The sequence below is a fragment of the Flavobacterium anhuiense genome (assembly GCF_900101855.1).
Classification (GTDB): domain Bacteria; phylum Bacteroidota; class Bacteroidia; order Flavobacteriales; family Flavobacteriaceae; genus Flavobacterium; species Flavobacterium anhuiense.
In genome coordinates, this window is record NZ_FMVC01000006.1 from 333,703 (window position 1) to 350,193 (window position 16,491).

At 32.9% G+C, this 16,491-nt stretch carries 16 protein-coding genes; 8 read left to right on the plus strand and 8 right to left on the minus strand.

The window, feature by feature from the left end:
- Positions 1-63 precede the first annotated feature (63 nt).
- The 5 genes from BLP44_RS17485 to BLP44_RS17510 all read right to left on the minus strand — a co-directional run bounded on the left by BLP44_RS17485 (position 64) and on the right by BLP44_RS17510 (position 6,330).
- On the minus strand, positions 64-765 hold the full coding sequence (locus BLP44_RS17485) for a hypothetical protein (RefSeq protein ID WP_091134790.1): 702 nt from the start codon (positions 763-765) through the stop codon (positions 64-66).
- A 127-nt stretch (positions 766-892) separates the two neighbouring features.
- Positions 893-2,722 (minus strand): ABC transporter ATP-binding protein, encoded by a 1,830-nt coding sequence (locus BLP44_RS17490; RefSeq protein ID WP_091134792.1) that lies wholly within the window; start codon positions 2,720-2,722, stop codon positions 893-895.
- Between the two features lie 260 nt (positions 2,723-2,982).
- Positions 2,983-4,710 carry a phospho-sugar mutase gene (locus BLP44_RS17500; RefSeq protein WP_008464813.1) on the minus strand — a complete coding sequence of 576 codons (1,728 nt, stop codon included), beginning with the start codon at positions 4,708-4,710 and terminating at the stop codon, positions 2,983-2,985.
- A 124-nt stretch (positions 4,711-4,834) separates the two neighbouring features.
- Entirely contained in the window at positions 4,835-5,791 is a 957-nt protein-coding gene (locus BLP44_RS17505) for a glycosyltransferase family 2 protein (RefSeq protein ID WP_008464814.1), read from the minus strand.
- Positions 5,792-5,799: 8 nt separating this feature from the next.
- Complete coding sequence (locus BLP44_RS17510) at positions 5,800-6,330, minus strand: DUF4199 domain-containing protein (RefSeq protein ID WP_008464815.1); 531 nt, start codon at positions 6,328-6,330, stop codon at positions 5,800-5,802.
- Between the two features lie 248 nt (positions 6,331-6,578).
- On the opposite strand from BLP44_RS17510, the gene BLP44_RS17515 reads away from it, so the two are divergent.
- Positions 6,579-6,833, plus strand: a complete 255-nt coding sequence (locus tag BLP44_RS17515) for a type B 50S ribosomal protein L31 (protein ID WP_008464817.1) — start codon at positions 6,579-6,581, stop codon at positions 6,831-6,833.
- 160 nt (positions 6,834-6,993) lie between these two features.
- Complete coding sequence (locus BLP44_RS17520; RefSeq protein ID WP_091134796.1) at positions 6,994-8,169, plus strand: GlmU family protein; 1,176 nt, start codon at positions 6,994-6,996, stop codon at positions 8,167-8,169.
- Positions 8,170-8,309: 140 nt separating this feature from the next.
- Here the strand turns inward: BLP44_RS17520 and BLP44_RS17525 are convergent, their stop codons facing one another.
- Positions 8,310-8,753: a PepSY-like domain-containing protein gene (locus BLP44_RS17525; RefSeq protein WP_066033701.1), complete on the minus strand. Its 444-nt coding sequence runs from the start codon at positions 8,751-8,753 to the stop codon at positions 8,310-8,312.
- Positions 8,754-9,031: 278 nt separating this feature from the next.
- Between BLP44_RS17525 and BLP44_RS17530 the strand changes: the two genes are divergently transcribed.
- The 3 genes from BLP44_RS17530 to BLP44_RS17540 all read left to right on the plus strand — a co-directional run bounded on the left by BLP44_RS17530 (position 9,032) and on the right by BLP44_RS17540 (position 13,508).
- Positions 9,032-10,666 carry an ABC-F family ATP-binding cassette domain-containing protein gene (locus tag BLP44_RS17530; protein ID WP_008464824.1) on the plus strand — a complete coding sequence of 545 codons (1,635 nt, stop codon included), beginning with the start codon at positions 9,032-9,034 and terminating at the stop codon, positions 10,664-10,666.
- Positions 10,667-10,911: 245 nt separating this feature from the next.
- Positions 10,912-12,057: a porin gene (locus tag BLP44_RS17535; protein WP_091134798.1), complete on the plus strand. Its 1,146-nt coding sequence runs from the start codon at positions 10,912-10,914 to the stop codon at positions 12,055-12,057.
- Between the two features lie 20 nt (positions 12,058-12,077).
- Positions 12,078-13,508 carry an anion permease gene (locus BLP44_RS17540; RefSeq protein WP_091134800.1) on the plus strand — a complete coding sequence of 477 codons (1,431 nt, stop codon included), beginning with the start codon at positions 12,078-12,080 and terminating at the stop codon, positions 13,506-13,508.
- Here BLP44_RS17540 and BLP44_RS17545 read toward each other — a convergent pair.
- Positions 13,505-13,807 (minus strand): GNAT family N-acetyltransferase, encoded by a 303-nt coding sequence (locus BLP44_RS17545; RefSeq protein WP_008464832.1) that lies wholly within the window; start codon positions 13,805-13,807, stop codon positions 13,505-13,507. The two genes, BLP44_RS17540 and BLP44_RS17545, sit on opposite strands and share 4 nt — an antisense overlap.
- A gap of 295 nt (positions 13,808-14,102) precedes the next feature.
- Here BLP44_RS17545 and BLP44_RS17550 point away from each other — a divergent pair, with 295 nt between their 5' ends.
- Complete coding sequence (locus BLP44_RS17550; protein ID WP_091134802.1) at positions 14,103-14,759, plus strand: alpha/beta hydrolase family protein; 657 nt, start codon at positions 14,103-14,105, stop codon at positions 14,757-14,759.
- Positions 14,760-14,844: 85 nt separating this feature from the next.
- Complete coding sequence (locus BLP44_RS17555) at positions 14,845-15,348, plus strand: hypothetical protein (protein WP_091134804.1); 504 nt, start codon at positions 14,845-14,847, stop codon at positions 15,346-15,348.
- A 228-nt stretch (positions 15,349-15,576) separates the two neighbouring features.
- Here BLP44_RS17555 and BLP44_RS17565 read toward each other — a convergent pair whose 3' ends face one another.
- Positions 15,577-16,092: a hypothetical protein gene (locus BLP44_RS17565; protein ID WP_008464839.1), complete on the minus strand. Its 516-nt coding sequence runs from the start codon at positions 16,090-16,092 to the stop codon at positions 15,577-15,579.
- A gap of 168 nt (positions 16,093-16,260) precedes the next feature.
- On the opposite strand from BLP44_RS17565, the gene rpmH reads away from it, so the two are divergent.
- A complete protein-coding gene (rpmH, locus tag BLP44_RS17570; RefSeq protein WP_008464848.1) occupies positions 16,261-16,422 on the plus strand; it encodes a 50S ribosomal protein L34 in 162 nt (53 codons plus the stop codon).
- Positions 16,423-16,491: the final 69 nt, after the last annotated feature.

Below are 16,491 nucleotides of genomic sequence, written 5' to 3' on the forward strand. Positions count from 1 at the left end.
ATTCTTTTAATCTGTGGCAAGAAAAAAAACTTAGAATCATAGCGTCTCAGTATCTTAGAAACTTCAAATTAATATATCACTCTCCAAATCCGATTTTTCAATTTCGAAACCAAAACCTAAGCGTTCTACCAATTCTATTACCAGTTTTTTATACCAGTTTTCAGATTTTGGGTGAATGTATATTTTTTCGATCAATTGGTTAATGTCGACATTGATTTTTAATCCGTCGTTTAATTTGATGTCGCTTTTAGAAGTGTCACTCAGAATTCGGACTTCTCGTTCGTATTGAAAGCTTTTTCTTTTAAATAAGAATGGAAAGAATAAATCATCAAACGGAATATATTCTTTTTTATAGTCAATGTAGTTTACTTCGCCAATAAACTGATCATAATTGTTTTCTGGTCTCACAGCTTTCTGCAGTCTTCTAATCGTAGACTGAATAGCTAAACCTTCGTTGTTTTTGGTGAAAATCTGCCACATGGCAAAAGATTCATATTCGTTGATATGCCAGCTGCTAATCGCTACTTTTTCGCGATGCGTTTTGTAGTAATTTAAGAATTCGGGATTATCTGCGGCAAGTTTTTTAATCTCTTCGTAAGTGGGTTCGCTGAAAGTTCCCTCGTATTGATCTTCAAACTTGTCTGAACGTGACATAAAAAGTTTCTTCGAAAGCAATAAATCAAGAAATTTGGATAGGTCTAGATATTTCCAAACAATAGTATCGGGATCGTCGGGAAGTTTTATGTTGGGGTTGTTAAGATACATTTTCTGAAAGAATTAAATTTCAATCTTTAACTATCCTAAAGTTATAAAAATAAACACAGATTAAAGAAATTAAACTGAGTTTTAATATTTCCTTAATCTGTGTTAGATTATTTGTTATGTGAAAGTCTTATGATTCGAAAGACTGCATTGTTACCAGCTTATTGTAAGTTCCATTTTTTGAAATTAATTCATCGTGAGTTCCTTGTTCAACGATTTTTCCTTTTTGCATTACCACTATCACATCTGCTTTTTGAATTGTAGAAAGACGGTGTGCAATTACGATCGATGTTCTGTTTTGCATCATGTTTTCTAGTGCAACCTGAACAAATTTTTCGCTTTCTGTATCCAATGCAGATGTTGCTTCGTCCAAAATCATAATCGGTGGGTTTTTTAATACAGCACGAGCAATAGACAAACGTTGTTTTTGACCTCCTGAAAGTTTGTTTCCGCTGTCTCCAATATTGGTGTAAATGCCTTTTGGAAGATCTTTAACGAACTCATAAGCATTTGCGATTTTTAGAGCTTCGATAATTTCATCATCAGTAGCGTCTAATTTTCCTAAAGAAATATTGGCTTTTATCGTATCATTAAACAAAATGCTGTCTTGCGTTACCAATCCCATTAAACTGCGAAGTGAATGCAGATTCATGTCTTTAATGTTGATTCCGTCTATAGAAATAGAACCTTCGTTTACATCATAAAAACGAGTAAGAAGGTTTGCGATTGTACTTTTTCCGCTTCCGGACTGACCGACAAGTGCAACAGTTTGCCCTTTTTTAATTTCAAGAGAAAAGTCTTTTAAAACATTTTCATTTTCATATTTAAAGTTGATATTCTGAACGGTGATGTTGTTGTCAAACGTTGTTTTTTCAATTGCATCAGCTTTACTTGTAATTGGATTTTCCTGCTCTAAAATTTCAAGAACACGTTCTGCAGCTGCATTTCCTCTTTTTACTCCGTATGACGCTTTAGAAATTGCTTTTGCAGGAGTAAGAATATTATAAGCCAAACCCATGTAAGCAATAAACGAAGCGCCTTCTAGAGTTTTATCAATTAAAACCATTTGACCTCCGTACCAAAGTAATATGGCAATAACGGTAATTCCCATAAACTCACTAGCAGGAGATGCGAGATTCTGACGATTGCCAATGCTGTTTGATAAAGAGAAAAAGCGTTCAGTAGAGCCTGTGAAGATCTTATTAAAATAATTTTCAGCATTATATCCCTTTACTACTTTTAGACCGCCGATAGTTTCTTCAATTGTTGACAAGAAAGTCCCTTGTTCTTCCTGTGCTTTTGTAGATTGTTTTTTAAGCTGTTTTCCAATTAGAGAAATAATGTATCCAGAAACAGGAATAAAGATAAAAACGAATAATGTTAGCTTTGCACTGATAATCAACATTGCTATTATTGTAAATAGAATTGTCAAAGGTTCTTTTACGATAAGCTCCAGAATTGCTAAAAAAGAAGTTTGTACCTCATTTACATCACCAGATATTCTTGAAATTACATCTCCTTTTCTTTTTTCAGAAAAAAAAGATAGAGGCAGTTCCAGTGTTTTTTTGTAAAGTGCATTTCGCATGTCTCTCAAAACACCATTTCTTAAGAAGTTAATGAAAAACATTGCCAGGTAATCGGCCAAATTTTTTAATAAAAAAATCGAAATAATTACCCCTACCATTATTGAAAGTATAAAGCCAGGATTGTTCGGGTCATTATGTGTGGTGATATAATAGTTGACATAATTTTCTCCATACTCTTTTATATGAGTAATTCCTTCAAAAGATGGCATTTTGGTAATCTTCTCACCTTTGCCAAATAAAACCTGCAACATTGGAATTAATGACATAAAAGTAAGTGTACTGAAAAGCGCATACAGTACATTAAAGAAAATATTTAAGAAAGCGTATTTTTTATATGGGTATATAAAAGGAACTATTTTTTTAAAATTACTCATTTATTTTTGGGTGTTATTTTTTTGCTTGGTTATGCTTGCTTGAGTTTTAGCATTACATTTTTTGTTACAATAAATTCGCGTTAACGAATTTTTACTGCACAAAATTAATCCAATTGGATTGTTTTCAATTCCTTTTAGGTTTTTTTTATAAAAAAAACTCTGATTTGCATCTTTAAGAATGCAAATCAGAGTTTTAAATATTGGACTCCTTGTTTTTAAGACTATTTGCAAATGGCAATATTTTCAAAAAAAGGATTTATTTAATTCAACTGCATATCTGCTATAATGTTTTGAATCTTTTGATCTAAGAAACTTTCTGCTTCATCAAAATCAGAAACCGATTCGATTTCGGCATTCACACTAATGTAGAATTTAATTTTAGGTTCAGTTCCGCTTGGTCTTGCGCAAATTTTAGAACCGTCTTCAGTATAATAAATCAATACATTCGATTTTGGAATATCCATTGTTGATTCTGAACCGTCTAATAAATTTAAAGCGATAGACGATTGATAATCTTCAACCATAATAACTCTTTGTCCGTTAATTTCTTTCAAAGGATTTTCGCGTAAATCAATCATCATTTGGTTGATTTCCTGTAAGCCTTCCATTCCTTTTTTGGTTAAAGAAACTAAGAATTCTTTATAGAAACCATTTTCAACATAAAGCTGTAAAAGTTCTTTATAAACAGAGCTTCCCGCAGCTTTTGCCTGAGCGGCAACTTCGCATATCAATAAAGTAGCGGCAACTGCATCTTTATCTCTAACAGCATCGCCAACCATAAATCCGAAACTTTCTTCACCACCTCCGATAAATTCAAGTTCAGGAAAATCTTTGATCATTTTTGCGATCCATTTAAATCCAGTCAAGCCAACTTTACACTCAACGCCATAACTTGTTGCCAATTCCATCATCATTGGAGTTGAAACGATTGTTGAGCCAACGAATTGTTTTCCGTTAAGTTTACCTGCTTTTTTCCATTGTTTCAATAAGAAAGAAGTCATCAAAACCATCGTTTGGTTTCCGTTTAATAAAATCATTTTGCCGTCATTGTTACGAACAGCAACTCCTAAACGGTCGCAGTCAGGATCTGTTCCCACTACAATGTCAGAATTTGTTTTATCTGCTAGAGCCAAAGCCATAGTTAAAGCTTCTGGTTCTTCTGGGTTTGGAGATTTTACCGTTGGGAAATCTCCATCTGGAATAGCTTGTTCCGGAACGATATGAACATTCTTATATCCAGCTTGCGATAAAACGTCTGGAATTGATTTTATAGAAGTTCCGTGCAATGAAGTAAACACAATATGAAGATTGTCTTTGGCTTCAGCCGGAGTATTAAAACTTGCGTTTTCGATAGATGATTTTATAAATGCTTTGTCTATTTCGGTATCAATGTACTGAATCAAACTTTCGTTTGCGTTAAATTTGATTTTGTCATAACCTAAGCTTTCAATCACATTTACAATTTCTTTGTCCTGAGGAGGAACAATTTGCCCTCCATCTTGCCAATATACTTTATATCCGTTGTACTCCGGTGGATTGTGAGAAGCTGTTAAAACAATTCCGCATTGGCATTTTAAATATTTAAGAGCAAAAGATAATTCTGGAGTTGGTCTCAAATCAGAAAACAAATAAACCTGAATTCCGTTTGCCGAGAAAACATCAGCTACCACTTTTGCCAACGTATTGCTGTTATGACGGCAATCGTAAGCAATAACTACTTTTAAAGGTTCGTTTGGAAAAACTTTATGCAGATAATCAGATAATCCCTGAGTATTTTTTCCAAGTGTATATTTGTTGATTCTGTTATTTCCAATACCCATTACACCGCGCATTCCTCCAGTTCCAAACTCTAGGTTTTTGTAAAAACTCTCTTCAAGTTCTTTTGGAGAAGTAGTCATTAATTCCTTAACCGCAGCTTGCGTTTCCTGATCAAATGTTGGCGTCAGCCATTCGTTTACAGCATTTAATATATTTGGTGCTATATTCATTATATGATTTCGTTTTTATGTTTGTTTAAAAATAGTTTGTTATTGAGAGTTTAAGGTGCTTTATGAAATATTTTTATATCTTAATTAAACATAGATTTAAAAATATAACTTATAAAGAACTTTTTTAAAAATTAACCTCTCGTGCTACTTTATATCTTGCCTCGTTATTTTTTGTTCTTAAAATAATTTCGCCCAAGAATCCTGCTAAAAATAACTGAGTTCCCAAAATCATGGTAGTTAAAGCAATATAAAACCATGGATTGTTGGTAACTAAGCTATATTTCATTCCAGTATACATATGGTACAGTTTAGAAATTCCAATGTATCCAGCGGCTAAAAATCCGATAATAAACATTAAAGAGCCTATTGCGCCAAATAAATGCATGGGTCTTTTTCCGAATCTTGATAAAAACCAAATGGTAATCAAATCTAGAAATCCGTTTATAAAACGTTCCATTCCAAATTTAGTTTCACCATACTTTCTGGCTTGGTGAATTACCACTTTTTCTCCAATTTTTCCGAATCCGGCATTTTTAGCCAAAACAGGAATGTAGCGGTGCATTTCGCCAGAAACTTCAATGTTTTTTACCACAACATTTTTATAAGCTTTCAATCCGCAATTAAAATCATTCAGATCAACGCCAGAAGTTTTTCTAGCGGCCCAGTTGAATAATTTTGACGGAAGATTTTTTGCCACAACAGAATCGTAACGTTTCTTTTTCCAACCTGAAACCAAATCGTATTTCTGAGCTGTAATCATTTCATACAATTCAGGAATTTCGTCTGGACTATCTTGCAAGTCGGCATCCATTGTAATAATAACATCGCCTTTTGCTTTTGCAAAACCAGCATGTAAAGCCTGAGATTTTCCGAAGTTTTTCATGAAACGAATTCCTTTTACATTAGGATTTTCGTTAGAGAAACCTTCAATAATCTGCCAAGAATTATCTGTACTACCATCATCTACAAAAATGATTTCATAAGAGTAATTGTTAGACTGCATCACTTTAATGATCCAAGTGTAGAGTTCTTTAAGTGATTCCTCCTCGTTTAGAAGCGGTATAAGTATAGATAAATTCATTTATATTTTTATTCTTGTGTAGATTTGCTTTTAAAAAATGCTGCGAAAATTAATCCGAAAATTGCGCTTATAACCATAGCAAAAACAGATCCTTTTAATAATTCAAAAGTAGAATACGGATTGCTTTCTTTCATTTTAGCAACAGCTTCATTAATTGCTGAAGCTGGCGTGCCAAATTTCTGCATCATACCAATAGTGTATTTGATCATAATTTCGCTCAAAGTGTCTTTTGCACCTGGATCAATTACATTAAATAATACGATGTTGAAAGTTGTTGATATTAAAATACCAATTACTGCAGCTATAAAATAAGTAGTAAAAGCATCTTTAAAAGGAAAAACACCGTTTAAATCTTTCTTAGTTTTAGAAAGTAAAATGATACTAATTGTAAGGCTTATTACGATTCCTAGTATTCCCATCCACCAAGCTGTAAACAGATTTAAATCAATAGCATAGATTGTAGCTGTAACCAAAGCAGATGCAATTCCGATCATTACACCATACGTAACTCCATTCTTTTTTATAACTTCATTAATCATATTTCGATATGTTTAAAATTAATCCACAAATATAGTAATTCCCACTATAATCGGATATAAAAAAAGCTTTTCGAAATAAACTAAAAAAAAGTAAGCTAACTGTTTGTTTATTAAAAAAGAATTGTAAATTTGCACACTCAAAAATAATTAAATTTTTAAACAAAAAAGAGTATTATTTGTTTACACCTTTTTCTAACCATGAAAAAGCTTCAAAATAAAGGTGCTCCAAACAATAAATAAAAGAAAAGATGAAAAAAGGAATTCACCCAGAAAATTACAGATTAGTTGCATTTAAAGACATGTCGAATGATGAGGTTTTTATCACTAAATCTACTGCAGATACAAAAGAAACAATTGAAGTTGACGGAGTTGAGTATCCAGTTGTAAAAATGGAGATTTCTAGAACATCTCACCCTTTCTATACTGGTAAATCTAAACTTATCGATACTGCAGGACGTATTGATAAATTCAAAACTAAATATGCTAAACACGCTAAAAAATAATAGCTGTTTTAAATTATACAAAAGCCTTCCAATTCTGGGAGGCTTTTTTTATGCGTTAAATATTACTTTTCGTTAAAATGGTTTTTTAGTAAACCGGTAAAATATTCGTAACTTTGAAGCCAGGTAACCAAATCAAATTTTAACAAACACTCAATTATTTATGAACTACATTCTTTTCGACGGTCCCGTTCGGAATGCTTTATTACCCTTTACTTTTACACGGCCGGTAGCTGATATTTTGGTAGGAATTATGACGATTCGCCAGAAATGGGAAAAATATCTTGGTTCGACAATCACTACGATAACCGAAGAATATTTGTCTGAAAAATTTCCAATGGTTGAAATGGAGGAAAATGTAATGATCAACGCAGCGTATTTGCCAAATGATACTCTTGCGGAGATGGTTTCTAATTTGACAGAAAATCAGGCAATCTTTAAAGGTGAAGATGTAATTGCATTTTTTGCGAACGAAAATCAGGAAGAAGTCGATTTTGATTCTTACGAAATCATTCAGTACAATGAAGATTGTATCACCATTGAACATACTTGGGATATTTTTTCTAAAAATGACGCGGCGATTCGTCAGGATTTCAAATATTTGACAGAAGACCGCACGTCTCAGCCAATTCCTAAAAGTGTTAATGTAATTTCGCCAGAGAATATTTTTATTGAAGAAGGAGCAAAACTAGAGTTTGTAACTTTAAATGCATCGACTGGTCCTATATATATAGGTAAGAATACCGAAATTATGGAAGGAACCGTAATTCGAGGACCATTCGCTTTATGCGAAAATGCAATGGTAAAAATGTCGGCTAAGGTTTATGGAGCAACAACTGTTGGGCCTGGAAGCCGAATAGGAGGCGAGGTTAAAAACTCGGTTCTTTTTGCTAATTCAAATAAAGGACATGAAGGATTTTTAGGAGATTCAGTTTTAGGAGAATGGTGCAATATCGGAGCAGATTCTAATAACTCGAACCTAAAGAACAATTATGAAGAAGTGAAATTATGGAGCTATGAAACAGAAAGTTTTGCTAAAACAGGGCTTCAGTTTTGCGGTTTAATGATGGGAGATCACAGTAAATGCGGAATCAACACGATGTTTAATACAGGAACTGTGGTTGGGGTAAGCGCTAATATTTTCGGAAGCGGATTTCCTCGCAACTTTGTTCCGAGTTTTTCTTGGGGCGGTGCTGCCGGATTTACGACTTATGTAACTAAAAAAGCTTTTGAAACAGCAAGATTAGTGATGAGTAGAAGAAATATAGAATTTGATGCAACTGAAGCTGCAATTATGGAACATATTTTCGAGGAAACTAAAAAATGGAGAAAAGACTGATTTTAATGAGATAATTATATAATTAGTCAATTAGATAATTTTTTGCAAACCCGACAGGTTTTAATAACCTGTCGGGTTTTGTTATTTTAGGGTTTTAGAGAATTTTCTAATTTTCTAATTGACACATTTTCTAATTTTACTTATTTGTCAATTTTAATAAAATCTCCTTTCATATTGAATTTTAATTCTAAACCGTTGGTAAGTTTTGTTTCATAACCAGAAGTCTCAATTTCTATTTTGGTTACATCTTCTTTAGGAAAATTAGCTTTTATATAAGAAGCAATTTTTTTCGGGATGATAGATTTTGGGACTTTGCCAATTTTGGCGTCCACTTCTTTCCAATTTCCTTTCTTGTCAAATTCAATTTCAATTTTATTGTCAAACTGAACTTTGTATTCTGTAGAAAGAATTTCTTTGTCTTCTAAGATATAGCTCGGTTTTTTAGATCCAAAATGTGTTTTTAAGAATGTTTGGGCATTTGCTGGTAAAGCTTCTTTTTTAATTACGGTTTTTTGTGCATTTGAAGAAAAACCAATCATCAGTCCTGCAATTACGTAAACAGCCAGTTTTAATTTCGTTCTCATATTTTGCTGATTTTTAAATTCTTATACAAGGTAAGATTTAAATTTTAAAAATAGAAACAAATCGATTTGGTTTGATTCTTTGCAATTTAGACTTTGTTTAATTCTTTAAATTTTTGCATTATCAAATTGTCTCATTGGCAAATTATCTAATTATCACATTTTCAAAATTATCTAATTATCAAATTGGGACATTATCTAATTAAATCTATCTTTGCAGCACGAAAAAAATGGGTAGTCAAATAAACGATTAACCGATTAAACAAAATTCACAAACACAAATGATTACAGTTAACGATATTTCGGTTCAGTTTGGCGGAACTACACTTTTTAGCGATGTTTCTTTTGCTATTAATGAAAATGATAAAATTGCCCTTATGGGTAAAAATGGTGCGGGAAAATCGACACTTTTAAAGATAATTGCAGGTGTAAATAAACCTTCTACAGGAAATATTTCTGCTCCAAAAGAAGCTGTAATTGCCTATTTGCCTCAGCATTTGCTTACTGAAGATGGTGCTACGGTTATGGAAGAAGCGTCAAAAGCTTTCAGTGAAGTTTTTAAAATGAAAGCTGAAATCGACGATATCAATGAGCAATTGACCGTTCGTACCGATTATGAAAGTGACGAATATATGAAATTGATCGAAAGGGTTTCTGACTTAAGTGAGAAATTTTATGCTATCGAAGAAGTAAATTATGAAGCTGAAGTTGAAAAAGTATTATCAGGTCTTGGATTCGAACGTGAAGATTTTATACGTCAGACTTCTGAATTTTCTGGAGGATGGAGAATGCGTATTGAATTGGCTAAAATCCTTCTAAGAAAACCAGATTTGATTTTGCTGGATGAGCCTACCAACCACATGGATATTGAGAGCATTCAATGGTTAGAAGACTTCTTGTTGACTCAAGCAAAAGCCGTTGTGGTAATTTCGCACGATAGAGCATTCGTAGATAATATCACAAACAGAACTATCGAGGTTACAATGGGAAGAATTTACGATTACAAAGCAAAATATTCTCATTACTTAGAATTAAGAAAAGATCGTAGAATTCACCAGCAGAAAGCATACGATGAGCAGCAAAAAATGATTGCTGAAAATCGTGCCTTTATTGAGCGTTTTAAAGGAACATTTTCTAAAACAGATGCTGTTCAGTCTCGTGTGAAAATGCTTGAAAAATTAGAAATTGTTCAGGTTGACGAAGTAGATACTTCGGCATTGCGATTAAAATTCCCTCCAGCACCACGTTCAGGACAATATCCAGTTATTGTAAAGGAAATGTCTAAATCGTATGGAGATCATGTTGTTTTTAAAGATGCCAATATTGTTATCGAACGCGGACAGAAAGTGGCTTTTGTTGGAAAAAATGGTGAAGGTAAATCGACAATGATTAAAGCGATCATGAAGGAAATCGGCGTTGATTCTGGAAGCGTTGAAATCGGACATAATGCGCAAATTGGATATTTTGCACAAAACCAAGCTTCTCTGTTGGATGAAAATGCAACTATTTTTGAAACCATAGATAATATTGCTGTTGGAGATATTAGAACACAGATTAAAAATATTTTAGGAGCTTTCATGTTTCAAGGTGATGATATCACTAAGAAAGTTAAAGTGCTTTCTGGAGGAGAAAAAACGCGTTTGGCAATGATTAAATTATTGTTGGAGCCAGTAAACTTATTAATTCTGGATGAACCTTCAAACCACCTTGATATGAAAACCAAAGATATTATTAAAGATGCTTTGCGTGATTTTGACGGAACTTTGATCCTAGTTTCTCACGATCGTGATTTTCTTGACGGATTAGCAACTAAGGTTTTTGAATTCGGAAATAAACGAGTAAAAGAACATTTTGAAGATGTGGCAGGTTTCTTAGCGCATAAGAAAATGGACTCTATGAGAGAAATCGAGAAATAATATTTTTCATTATAATTTGAAAAGGGCATAAGTTTTAATCTTATGCCCTTTTTTTGTTATTGTAACAATATTTTAATGCAATTTTTTTTACATAAAATATCTTTTTTTGTTATTTTAGTACTTCCATTTTCCTGTTGACTATAAGCAGTTAACTTTTGAACTCAAGAATAAAGAGCTGATTTTTAAATCGCTATACAAGCATTAATGTTTCAATTTATTTTAAGCCTATGAGTAAAAGTCTACTAATGCCCATTTTTTTTCTTTTTTTTATAACGCCAACTTTTTTACACGCCCAAGGCGATTTGAATCAAGGAGCAGATAAAACAGATAAAATAGAGAATGAGGAAGTAAAATATCCGCAATTTCAGTTAAAAGGGCTACTTCAAGCCAGATATTTGGAAAGTTTTGGAGATAACGTAGATGTTTTAGGGACTCATCACTCTACTGGAGATGTAACGCAAAGTTCTTTTGATATTAAAAGAATGCGTGTGGGGCTAAATACCAAATTAAGCGAAACTACGGAAATTGTAATTCTGGTGAATTTGGCAGATTTTAAATCGGATACAAAAGGTAAAGTTCTCGAAAATGCCTATGGAAAATATACTTTCAATAAATATATTGCTCTAACAGGAGGTCAATTTCGTCCAGCTTTTGGTATAGAAGAGCTTGTTCCGGTAGATATTATTAAGTCTTTTGACTTTTCAAATCAATATTATGAATTCGGGAAAAACGGATGGACAAGTTTTCAAATTGGAGCGTCGGCAACTGGAGCTTTTGATATTGGGAAAATTCCAGTGAATTATGCTATTTCGGTTTTAAATGGAAATGGTAAAAATGTAGAAGTGGACAAAGACAATGGAAAACAATATTCTTCGAGATGGGTTTTCGGTTTGTCAAAAGAACATAAAATTAATCTGGGCTTGAATGGTGGTTTTGGAAAGGTTTTTAAAGAAGATGTATTTGCGCTAGGAGCAGATATTACAAGCGATTTTAAACTAACCGATAAACTTAGTTTTGATCTGCAGATCGAATATAAACAGGGAACAAACCATAATTTATATTATTCCTTGCCAGTTGAAAGCCGAACAGATAATGTTGCCGATTATCAAATGCGAGGCATTTATTTCTTGCCGAACTTTAGATATGAGGTAAATTATCAAAAACTTACTGCGCTTGAATTGTCGTGTCGTTACGAAACTTTCGACCCTAGTTATAAAATCAATTCAAACGTGCGTACCACTTACACGCCAATGGTTAGTTTAGAATTCGGAAAGTCGTATACAGGCCGTATCGAAATGGGGTTTGAAATTGACAGATTCGATAAAAGCATCCCGGATACATCAACCTACAACGATAATTTATTTTTAATTCAGTTACAGCTCAGAATTTAATTCACTTAATTTTTGTTTTTATGAAAGAAGTAAAAATTCCACAGACCCTAATTACGCTGGCAGTTTTAGTTGCCATTTGGTTTATTCCAGCTCCAGAAGGCGTTGTGATAGAAGCTTGGCATTTATTTGCCATTTTCGTAGCTACTATTTTAGGAATCATCTTAAAAGCAGCTCCGATGGGAACGATGTGTATGATCGCAATTGCTTTGACAGCTATGTCTCAGGTTTTGGCTCCAGGAGATCCTGGAAAATCGATCACGCTGGCATTAAAAGGATTTGGAGATAAGGTAATCTGGCTGATTGGAATTTCGTTTTTCATAGCAAGAGGATTTATAAAAACAGGTCTTGGAAATAGAATTGCTTTTTTATTCATAAAAATATTTGGGAAAAGTTCTTTAGGATTGGCTTATGGTTTAGGATTAGCAGATTTGGTTCTAGCGCCAGCCGTTCCGAGTAATACCGCTAGAGGAGGAGGAATTGTTTATCCGATTATGAAATCAATGTCAATGAGTTTTGGTTCAATGCCAGACAAACCTGAAACACATAGAAAATTAGGGGCATATTTGACTCTAAATAGTTATAATATGAACTTAATTGCTTCTTCTATGTTTTTAACAGGAACTGCAAGTAATCCGATGTGTCAGAAGTTTGCTTTGAATTTAGGGATAAAAATCAGCTGGATGTCATGGGCAGCTGCTGCGATTGTTCCGGGTTTGTGTGCTTTTATTGTAATTCCATTTGTGCTTTACAAAATTTATCCTCCAGAATTAAAAAAAACTGGTGATGCTCCGCAGATAGCAACGCAGAAATTAAAAGAAATGGGGGCGATAACAAGAAATGAATGGATGATGTTGCTAACATTTTTTATTCTGCTTTTCCTTTGGATGACAGGGGATTTATTTTCTATCGATGCAACTACAACTGCCTTTATAGGGTTGGTAATTTTGCTTTTGACTTCAGTATTGACTTGGGATGATGTAAAAGCCGAAAAAGGAGCTTGGGATACTATAGTTTGGTTCTCTGTTTTGGTAATGATGGCCAGTTCGCTTAACGAATTGGGTTTTATTGCTTGGTTTAGCGATTTAGTGAAAGCAGAAATTGGCGGGTTAAGCTGGCAGATGGCTTTTCCGATTATTATATTAGTGTATTTCTTTAGTCATTATCTTTTCGCAAGTGCAACCGCACACGTTGCAGCAATGTATGCGGCTTTACTTGGTGTTGGTGTTTCGCTCGGAATTCCTGGGTTACTGCTAGCATTTATGCTTGGTTTCGTCGGATCTCTTTACGGAACTTTAACGCATTATGGTCATGGTCCGGCACCCGTATTTTTCGGGAGCGGCTACGTTGACCTAAAGAGCTGGTGGGTCAAAGGGCTTATAACCGGTTTGGTTATGCTCTTGATCTATATGGTAATTGGAGGATTGTGGCTCCGAATTATTGGATATTTTTAGATTCTAATTCCTGGAGGAAGTAACTCTTTGTATTTAGGGTTTTTCTTGAAAAATGAAACAATCTTTGGATGGATAGGAACTACTCTGTAATTTTTTTCAGAACTTAAATCTAAAATATTCTTAAGTAAGGTATTGATCGTTTCTTCATTTTCGTACGAATCAGGTTTGTTGATTTTGGTTAAAAAGATTTTTTTTTCTTGAAATTGATACTCAACTGCTAACATTCCTTCAGGGATGACAGTTTCGAATTGGCGTGCAAATGTGTTGTCTTTGATTTCCATAGTTACAGAAGTTTCCATACTAATTTCTTGTTAGGTTATTGGTAAATAGTGAATTTGGGATTCGAAACATGTATTGAAAGAAAATTCTTTATAAGATTTAAAATCAAAAAATATTTCGAAATGCAAAGGTAATCATTTGATTTTCAATATTAAATTATTTTTTTGCAGCTGTAAACTTTAAGTTATTGTTTTGAAGTTTGATTTTTTGAGTCAGATGTAATAAATAGGTCTGAAATTTGATTATCATGATATTAAAAGAAGTAACTTTATTTTTTATGAATAAATATCCCAATGGTAATTTCATTTTAATGTTATGAGTAAAATTCCAGTTTATTTTATGCCGGGTTTGGCGGCAAGTTCGTCTATTTTTGAAAGGATAAAATTGGATGAAGATATTTTTGAAATGCATCTTCTCGAGTGGGAAATTCCAAACCCTAAAGAATCTTTATCAGATTATGCGCTTCGAATTAGTAAAAACATAAAAGAAGAAAATCCTGTTTTAATCGGAGTTTCTTTTGGAGGCATCTTAGTTCAGGAAATTTCGAAGCATATAAAAGCGCGAAAAGTCATTATAATATCAAGTGTAAGAAGCAATCATGAATTTCCAAGAAGAATGAAAATAGGAAAGCGAACAAAAGCTTATAAACTAATCCCGATGCAGCTGATTCTTAATATTGAAAAGCTTGCCAAGTTTTCTTTTGGAGAAAAAGTCAATAAGAGAATAAAATTATACGAGAAGTTTCTATCTGTACGCGATTTAGGTTATCTGCAATGGGCTGTAGAAAGTGTAATCTTATGGGATCGAGATAAAATTGACGAAAATGTAGTGCACATTCACGGAGATCAAGACGAAGTTTTTCCAATTAAATATATCGATAAATGCATTTTGGTTAAAGGAGGAACCCATATTATGATTCTCAATAAGTATAAATGGCTGAATGAGAATTTGCCTTCGATAATTTTGGAGTAAAACTTCAATTTTAAAATTCCAAATTCCAAAATGTAGAGTTGTAATCTTTGCGAAAGTAACTCCGTTAAGAAATTCAAGAAAAAATATGAGAATCTGTATAGTTGTTTTAGTGTTAATTTTAGCAGGATGTAAATCTCCAAAGAAAGATTATGATTTTACTTTTTTTAAATGGAATATCCATGACTCTTATTATTTAAAGTTTAATTCTTCTGATACGCTTTATTATATTGATGTTTATGGATATAATAAAGAAGAAAGTTTTTTTACAATTTTAAATAAAGAAGAAAAGGAGAAAATGCAAAATATTTTGGATACTATAACTTTTCCTAAGAAAGAAAGTTTTGAAAATAGTAAAGTTGAGGATGGAGAGACGAATGCCTTTGTATTAAAGAGCGAACAAAAGTTTAAAAAACTGAAAATTCACGAATCTGGTCCTAAACAATTTTGGTTATTTGGAAAATCATTAGATCAATTGAAAAATAATCATCAATTTGTTAAAACGAATAAAAAAATAGATTTAAAAGAAATAAAAAAAATGGTTATTATGCCCGTGCCTCCGGGATTTGTTATTGATACTTTGGCTGATTGAATAGATTAGTACGAGATTCTTCGACTTCACTCACAAAGACAAAAAATGAAAGAATCACTAAACTTCTTATGAAAATGTTTGCTCTAGCCCTGATAGAAGCGGTATCCTTTTGTGGCGGGGTTCGCCATAAAAGATACAAGCGGATAGCAGGAAATAGCTCCAAAAAAAAACCCAAACGCCAGAAAATTGGAATTTGGGATTTCTAATATTTGGAATTTAAAAAATCGTTTAGATTTTCTTCATTTGCTCTTTCATCATAGAGATTTGCTCTTTCAGCATTCCTTGTTTGTCTAATTTTTTAGCTTCGTTTAATAAATTAGTCGCTTCCAATTTTCTTCTGCGTGACATGGCTACTCCTGCAAGGTTTAATTTAGCTACAGCTAAATCCATATCCATTGATAGTCCGAGTTCGATTGCTTTTTTGAAATGTTTCTCTGCTTGGTTGATATTGGTTTGAGACAACATGATACCCTGCAAATAGTTTAAGTATCCTTGTTGTTTTCTTACTAATGCACCTTCTGGATTTTTGATATATGATAACCATTTATTAGCTCCTGCGAAGTCTTGTTTTCTTAATTTAAGGAAAGCTAAAAGGATAAATTCGTTTTTGAAATAAAGAAAAATCGGAATTGCAGTCAATAATATAAGAAAGATTCCATTTCCGATATTACTTTCTGTAAATTGCCAAATGCCCGCCACTACAAGAAGTCCGGCCAAAATAAGTTTAATATTTTTGTGAAACATAATTAATGTAAATTTGTGATTGCAAAGATAGTAAAAGGAATTAAAAATATTTTTATAAAAGTACTTGCTAGAAAAAAAAGTCTTTGTATATTTGCACTCGGTTTTTGAATAACGATATCAAAAACAAATTAATAAGTTAATAGATACCATTTTTAAAGATACAAAGCAATGAGCAAAAGAACATTTCAACCATCGAAAAGAAAAAGAAGAAATAAGCACGGATTTATGGACAGAATGGCTTCTGCGAATGGAAGAAAAGTTCTAGCGCGTAGAAGAGCAAAAGGAAGACATAAATTAACTGTTTCTAGCGAGCCTAGACACAAAAAATAATGTTTGTATAAACATACATAAGGCGATTACTTTTTTAGTATCGCCTTTTTTTATACCTTTTCGGTACAA

Excerpts from the sequence above, each read along its gene's own strand:
- BLP44_RS17485 (WP_091134790.1), bottom strand. The coding sequence starts at position 765 with ATGTATCTTAACAACCCCAACATAAAACTTCCCGACGATCCCGATACT.
- BLP44_RS17490 (WP_091134792.1), bottom strand. The coding sequence starts at position 2,722 with ATGAGTAATTTTAAAAAAATAGTTCCTTTTATATACCCATATAAAAAA.
- BLP44_RS17500 (WP_008464813.1), bottom strand. The coding sequence starts at position 4,710 with ATGAATATAGCACCAAATATATTAAATGCTGTAAACGAATGGCTGACG.
- BLP44_RS17505 (WP_008464814.1), bottom strand. The coding sequence starts at position 5,791 with ATGAATTTATCTATACTTATACCGCTTCTAAACGAGGAGGAATCACTT.
- BLP44_RS17510 (WP_008464815.1), bottom strand. The coding sequence starts at position 6,330 with ATGATTAATGAAGTTATAAAAAAGAATGGAGTTACGTATGGTGTAATG.
- BLP44_RS17515 (WP_008464817.1), top strand. The coding sequence starts at position 6,579 with ATGAAAAAAGGAATTCACCCAGAAAATTACAGATTAGTTGCATTTAAA.
- BLP44_RS17520 (WP_091134796.1), top strand. The coding sequence starts at position 6,994 with ATGAACTACATTCTTTTCGACGGTCCCGTTCGGAATGCTTTATTACCC.
- BLP44_RS17525 (WP_066033701.1), bottom strand. The coding sequence starts at position 8,753 with ATGAGAACGAAATTAAAACTGGCTGTTTACGTAATTGCAGGACTGATG.
- BLP44_RS17530 (WP_008464824.1), top strand. The coding sequence starts at position 9,032 with ATGATTACAGTTAACGATATTTCGGTTCAGTTTGGCGGAACTACACTT.
- BLP44_RS17535 (WP_091134798.1), top strand. The coding sequence starts at position 10,912 with ATGCCCATTTTTTTTCTTTTTTTTATAACGCCAACTTTTTTACACGCC.
- BLP44_RS17540 (WP_091134800.1), top strand. The coding sequence starts at position 12,078 with ATGAAAGAAGTAAAAATTCCACAGACCCTAATTACGCTGGCAGTTTTA.
- BLP44_RS17545 (WP_008464832.1), bottom strand. The coding sequence starts at position 13,807 with ATGGAAACTTCTGTAACTATGGAAATCAAAGACAACACATTTGCACGC.
- BLP44_RS17550 (WP_091134802.1), top strand. The coding sequence starts at position 14,103 with ATGAGTAAAATTCCAGTTTATTTTATGCCGGGTTTGGCGGCAAGTTCG.
- BLP44_RS17555 (WP_091134804.1), top strand. The coding sequence starts at position 14,845 with ATGAGAATCTGTATAGTTGTTTTAGTGTTAATTTTAGCAGGATGTAAA.
- BLP44_RS17565 (WP_008464839.1), bottom strand. The coding sequence starts at position 16,092 with ATGTTTCACAAAAATATTAAACTTATTTTGGCCGGACTTCTTGTAGTG.
- rpmH (WP_008464848.1), top strand. The coding sequence starts at position 16,261 with ATGAGCAAAAGAACATTTCAACCATCGAAAAGAAAAAGAAGAAATAAG.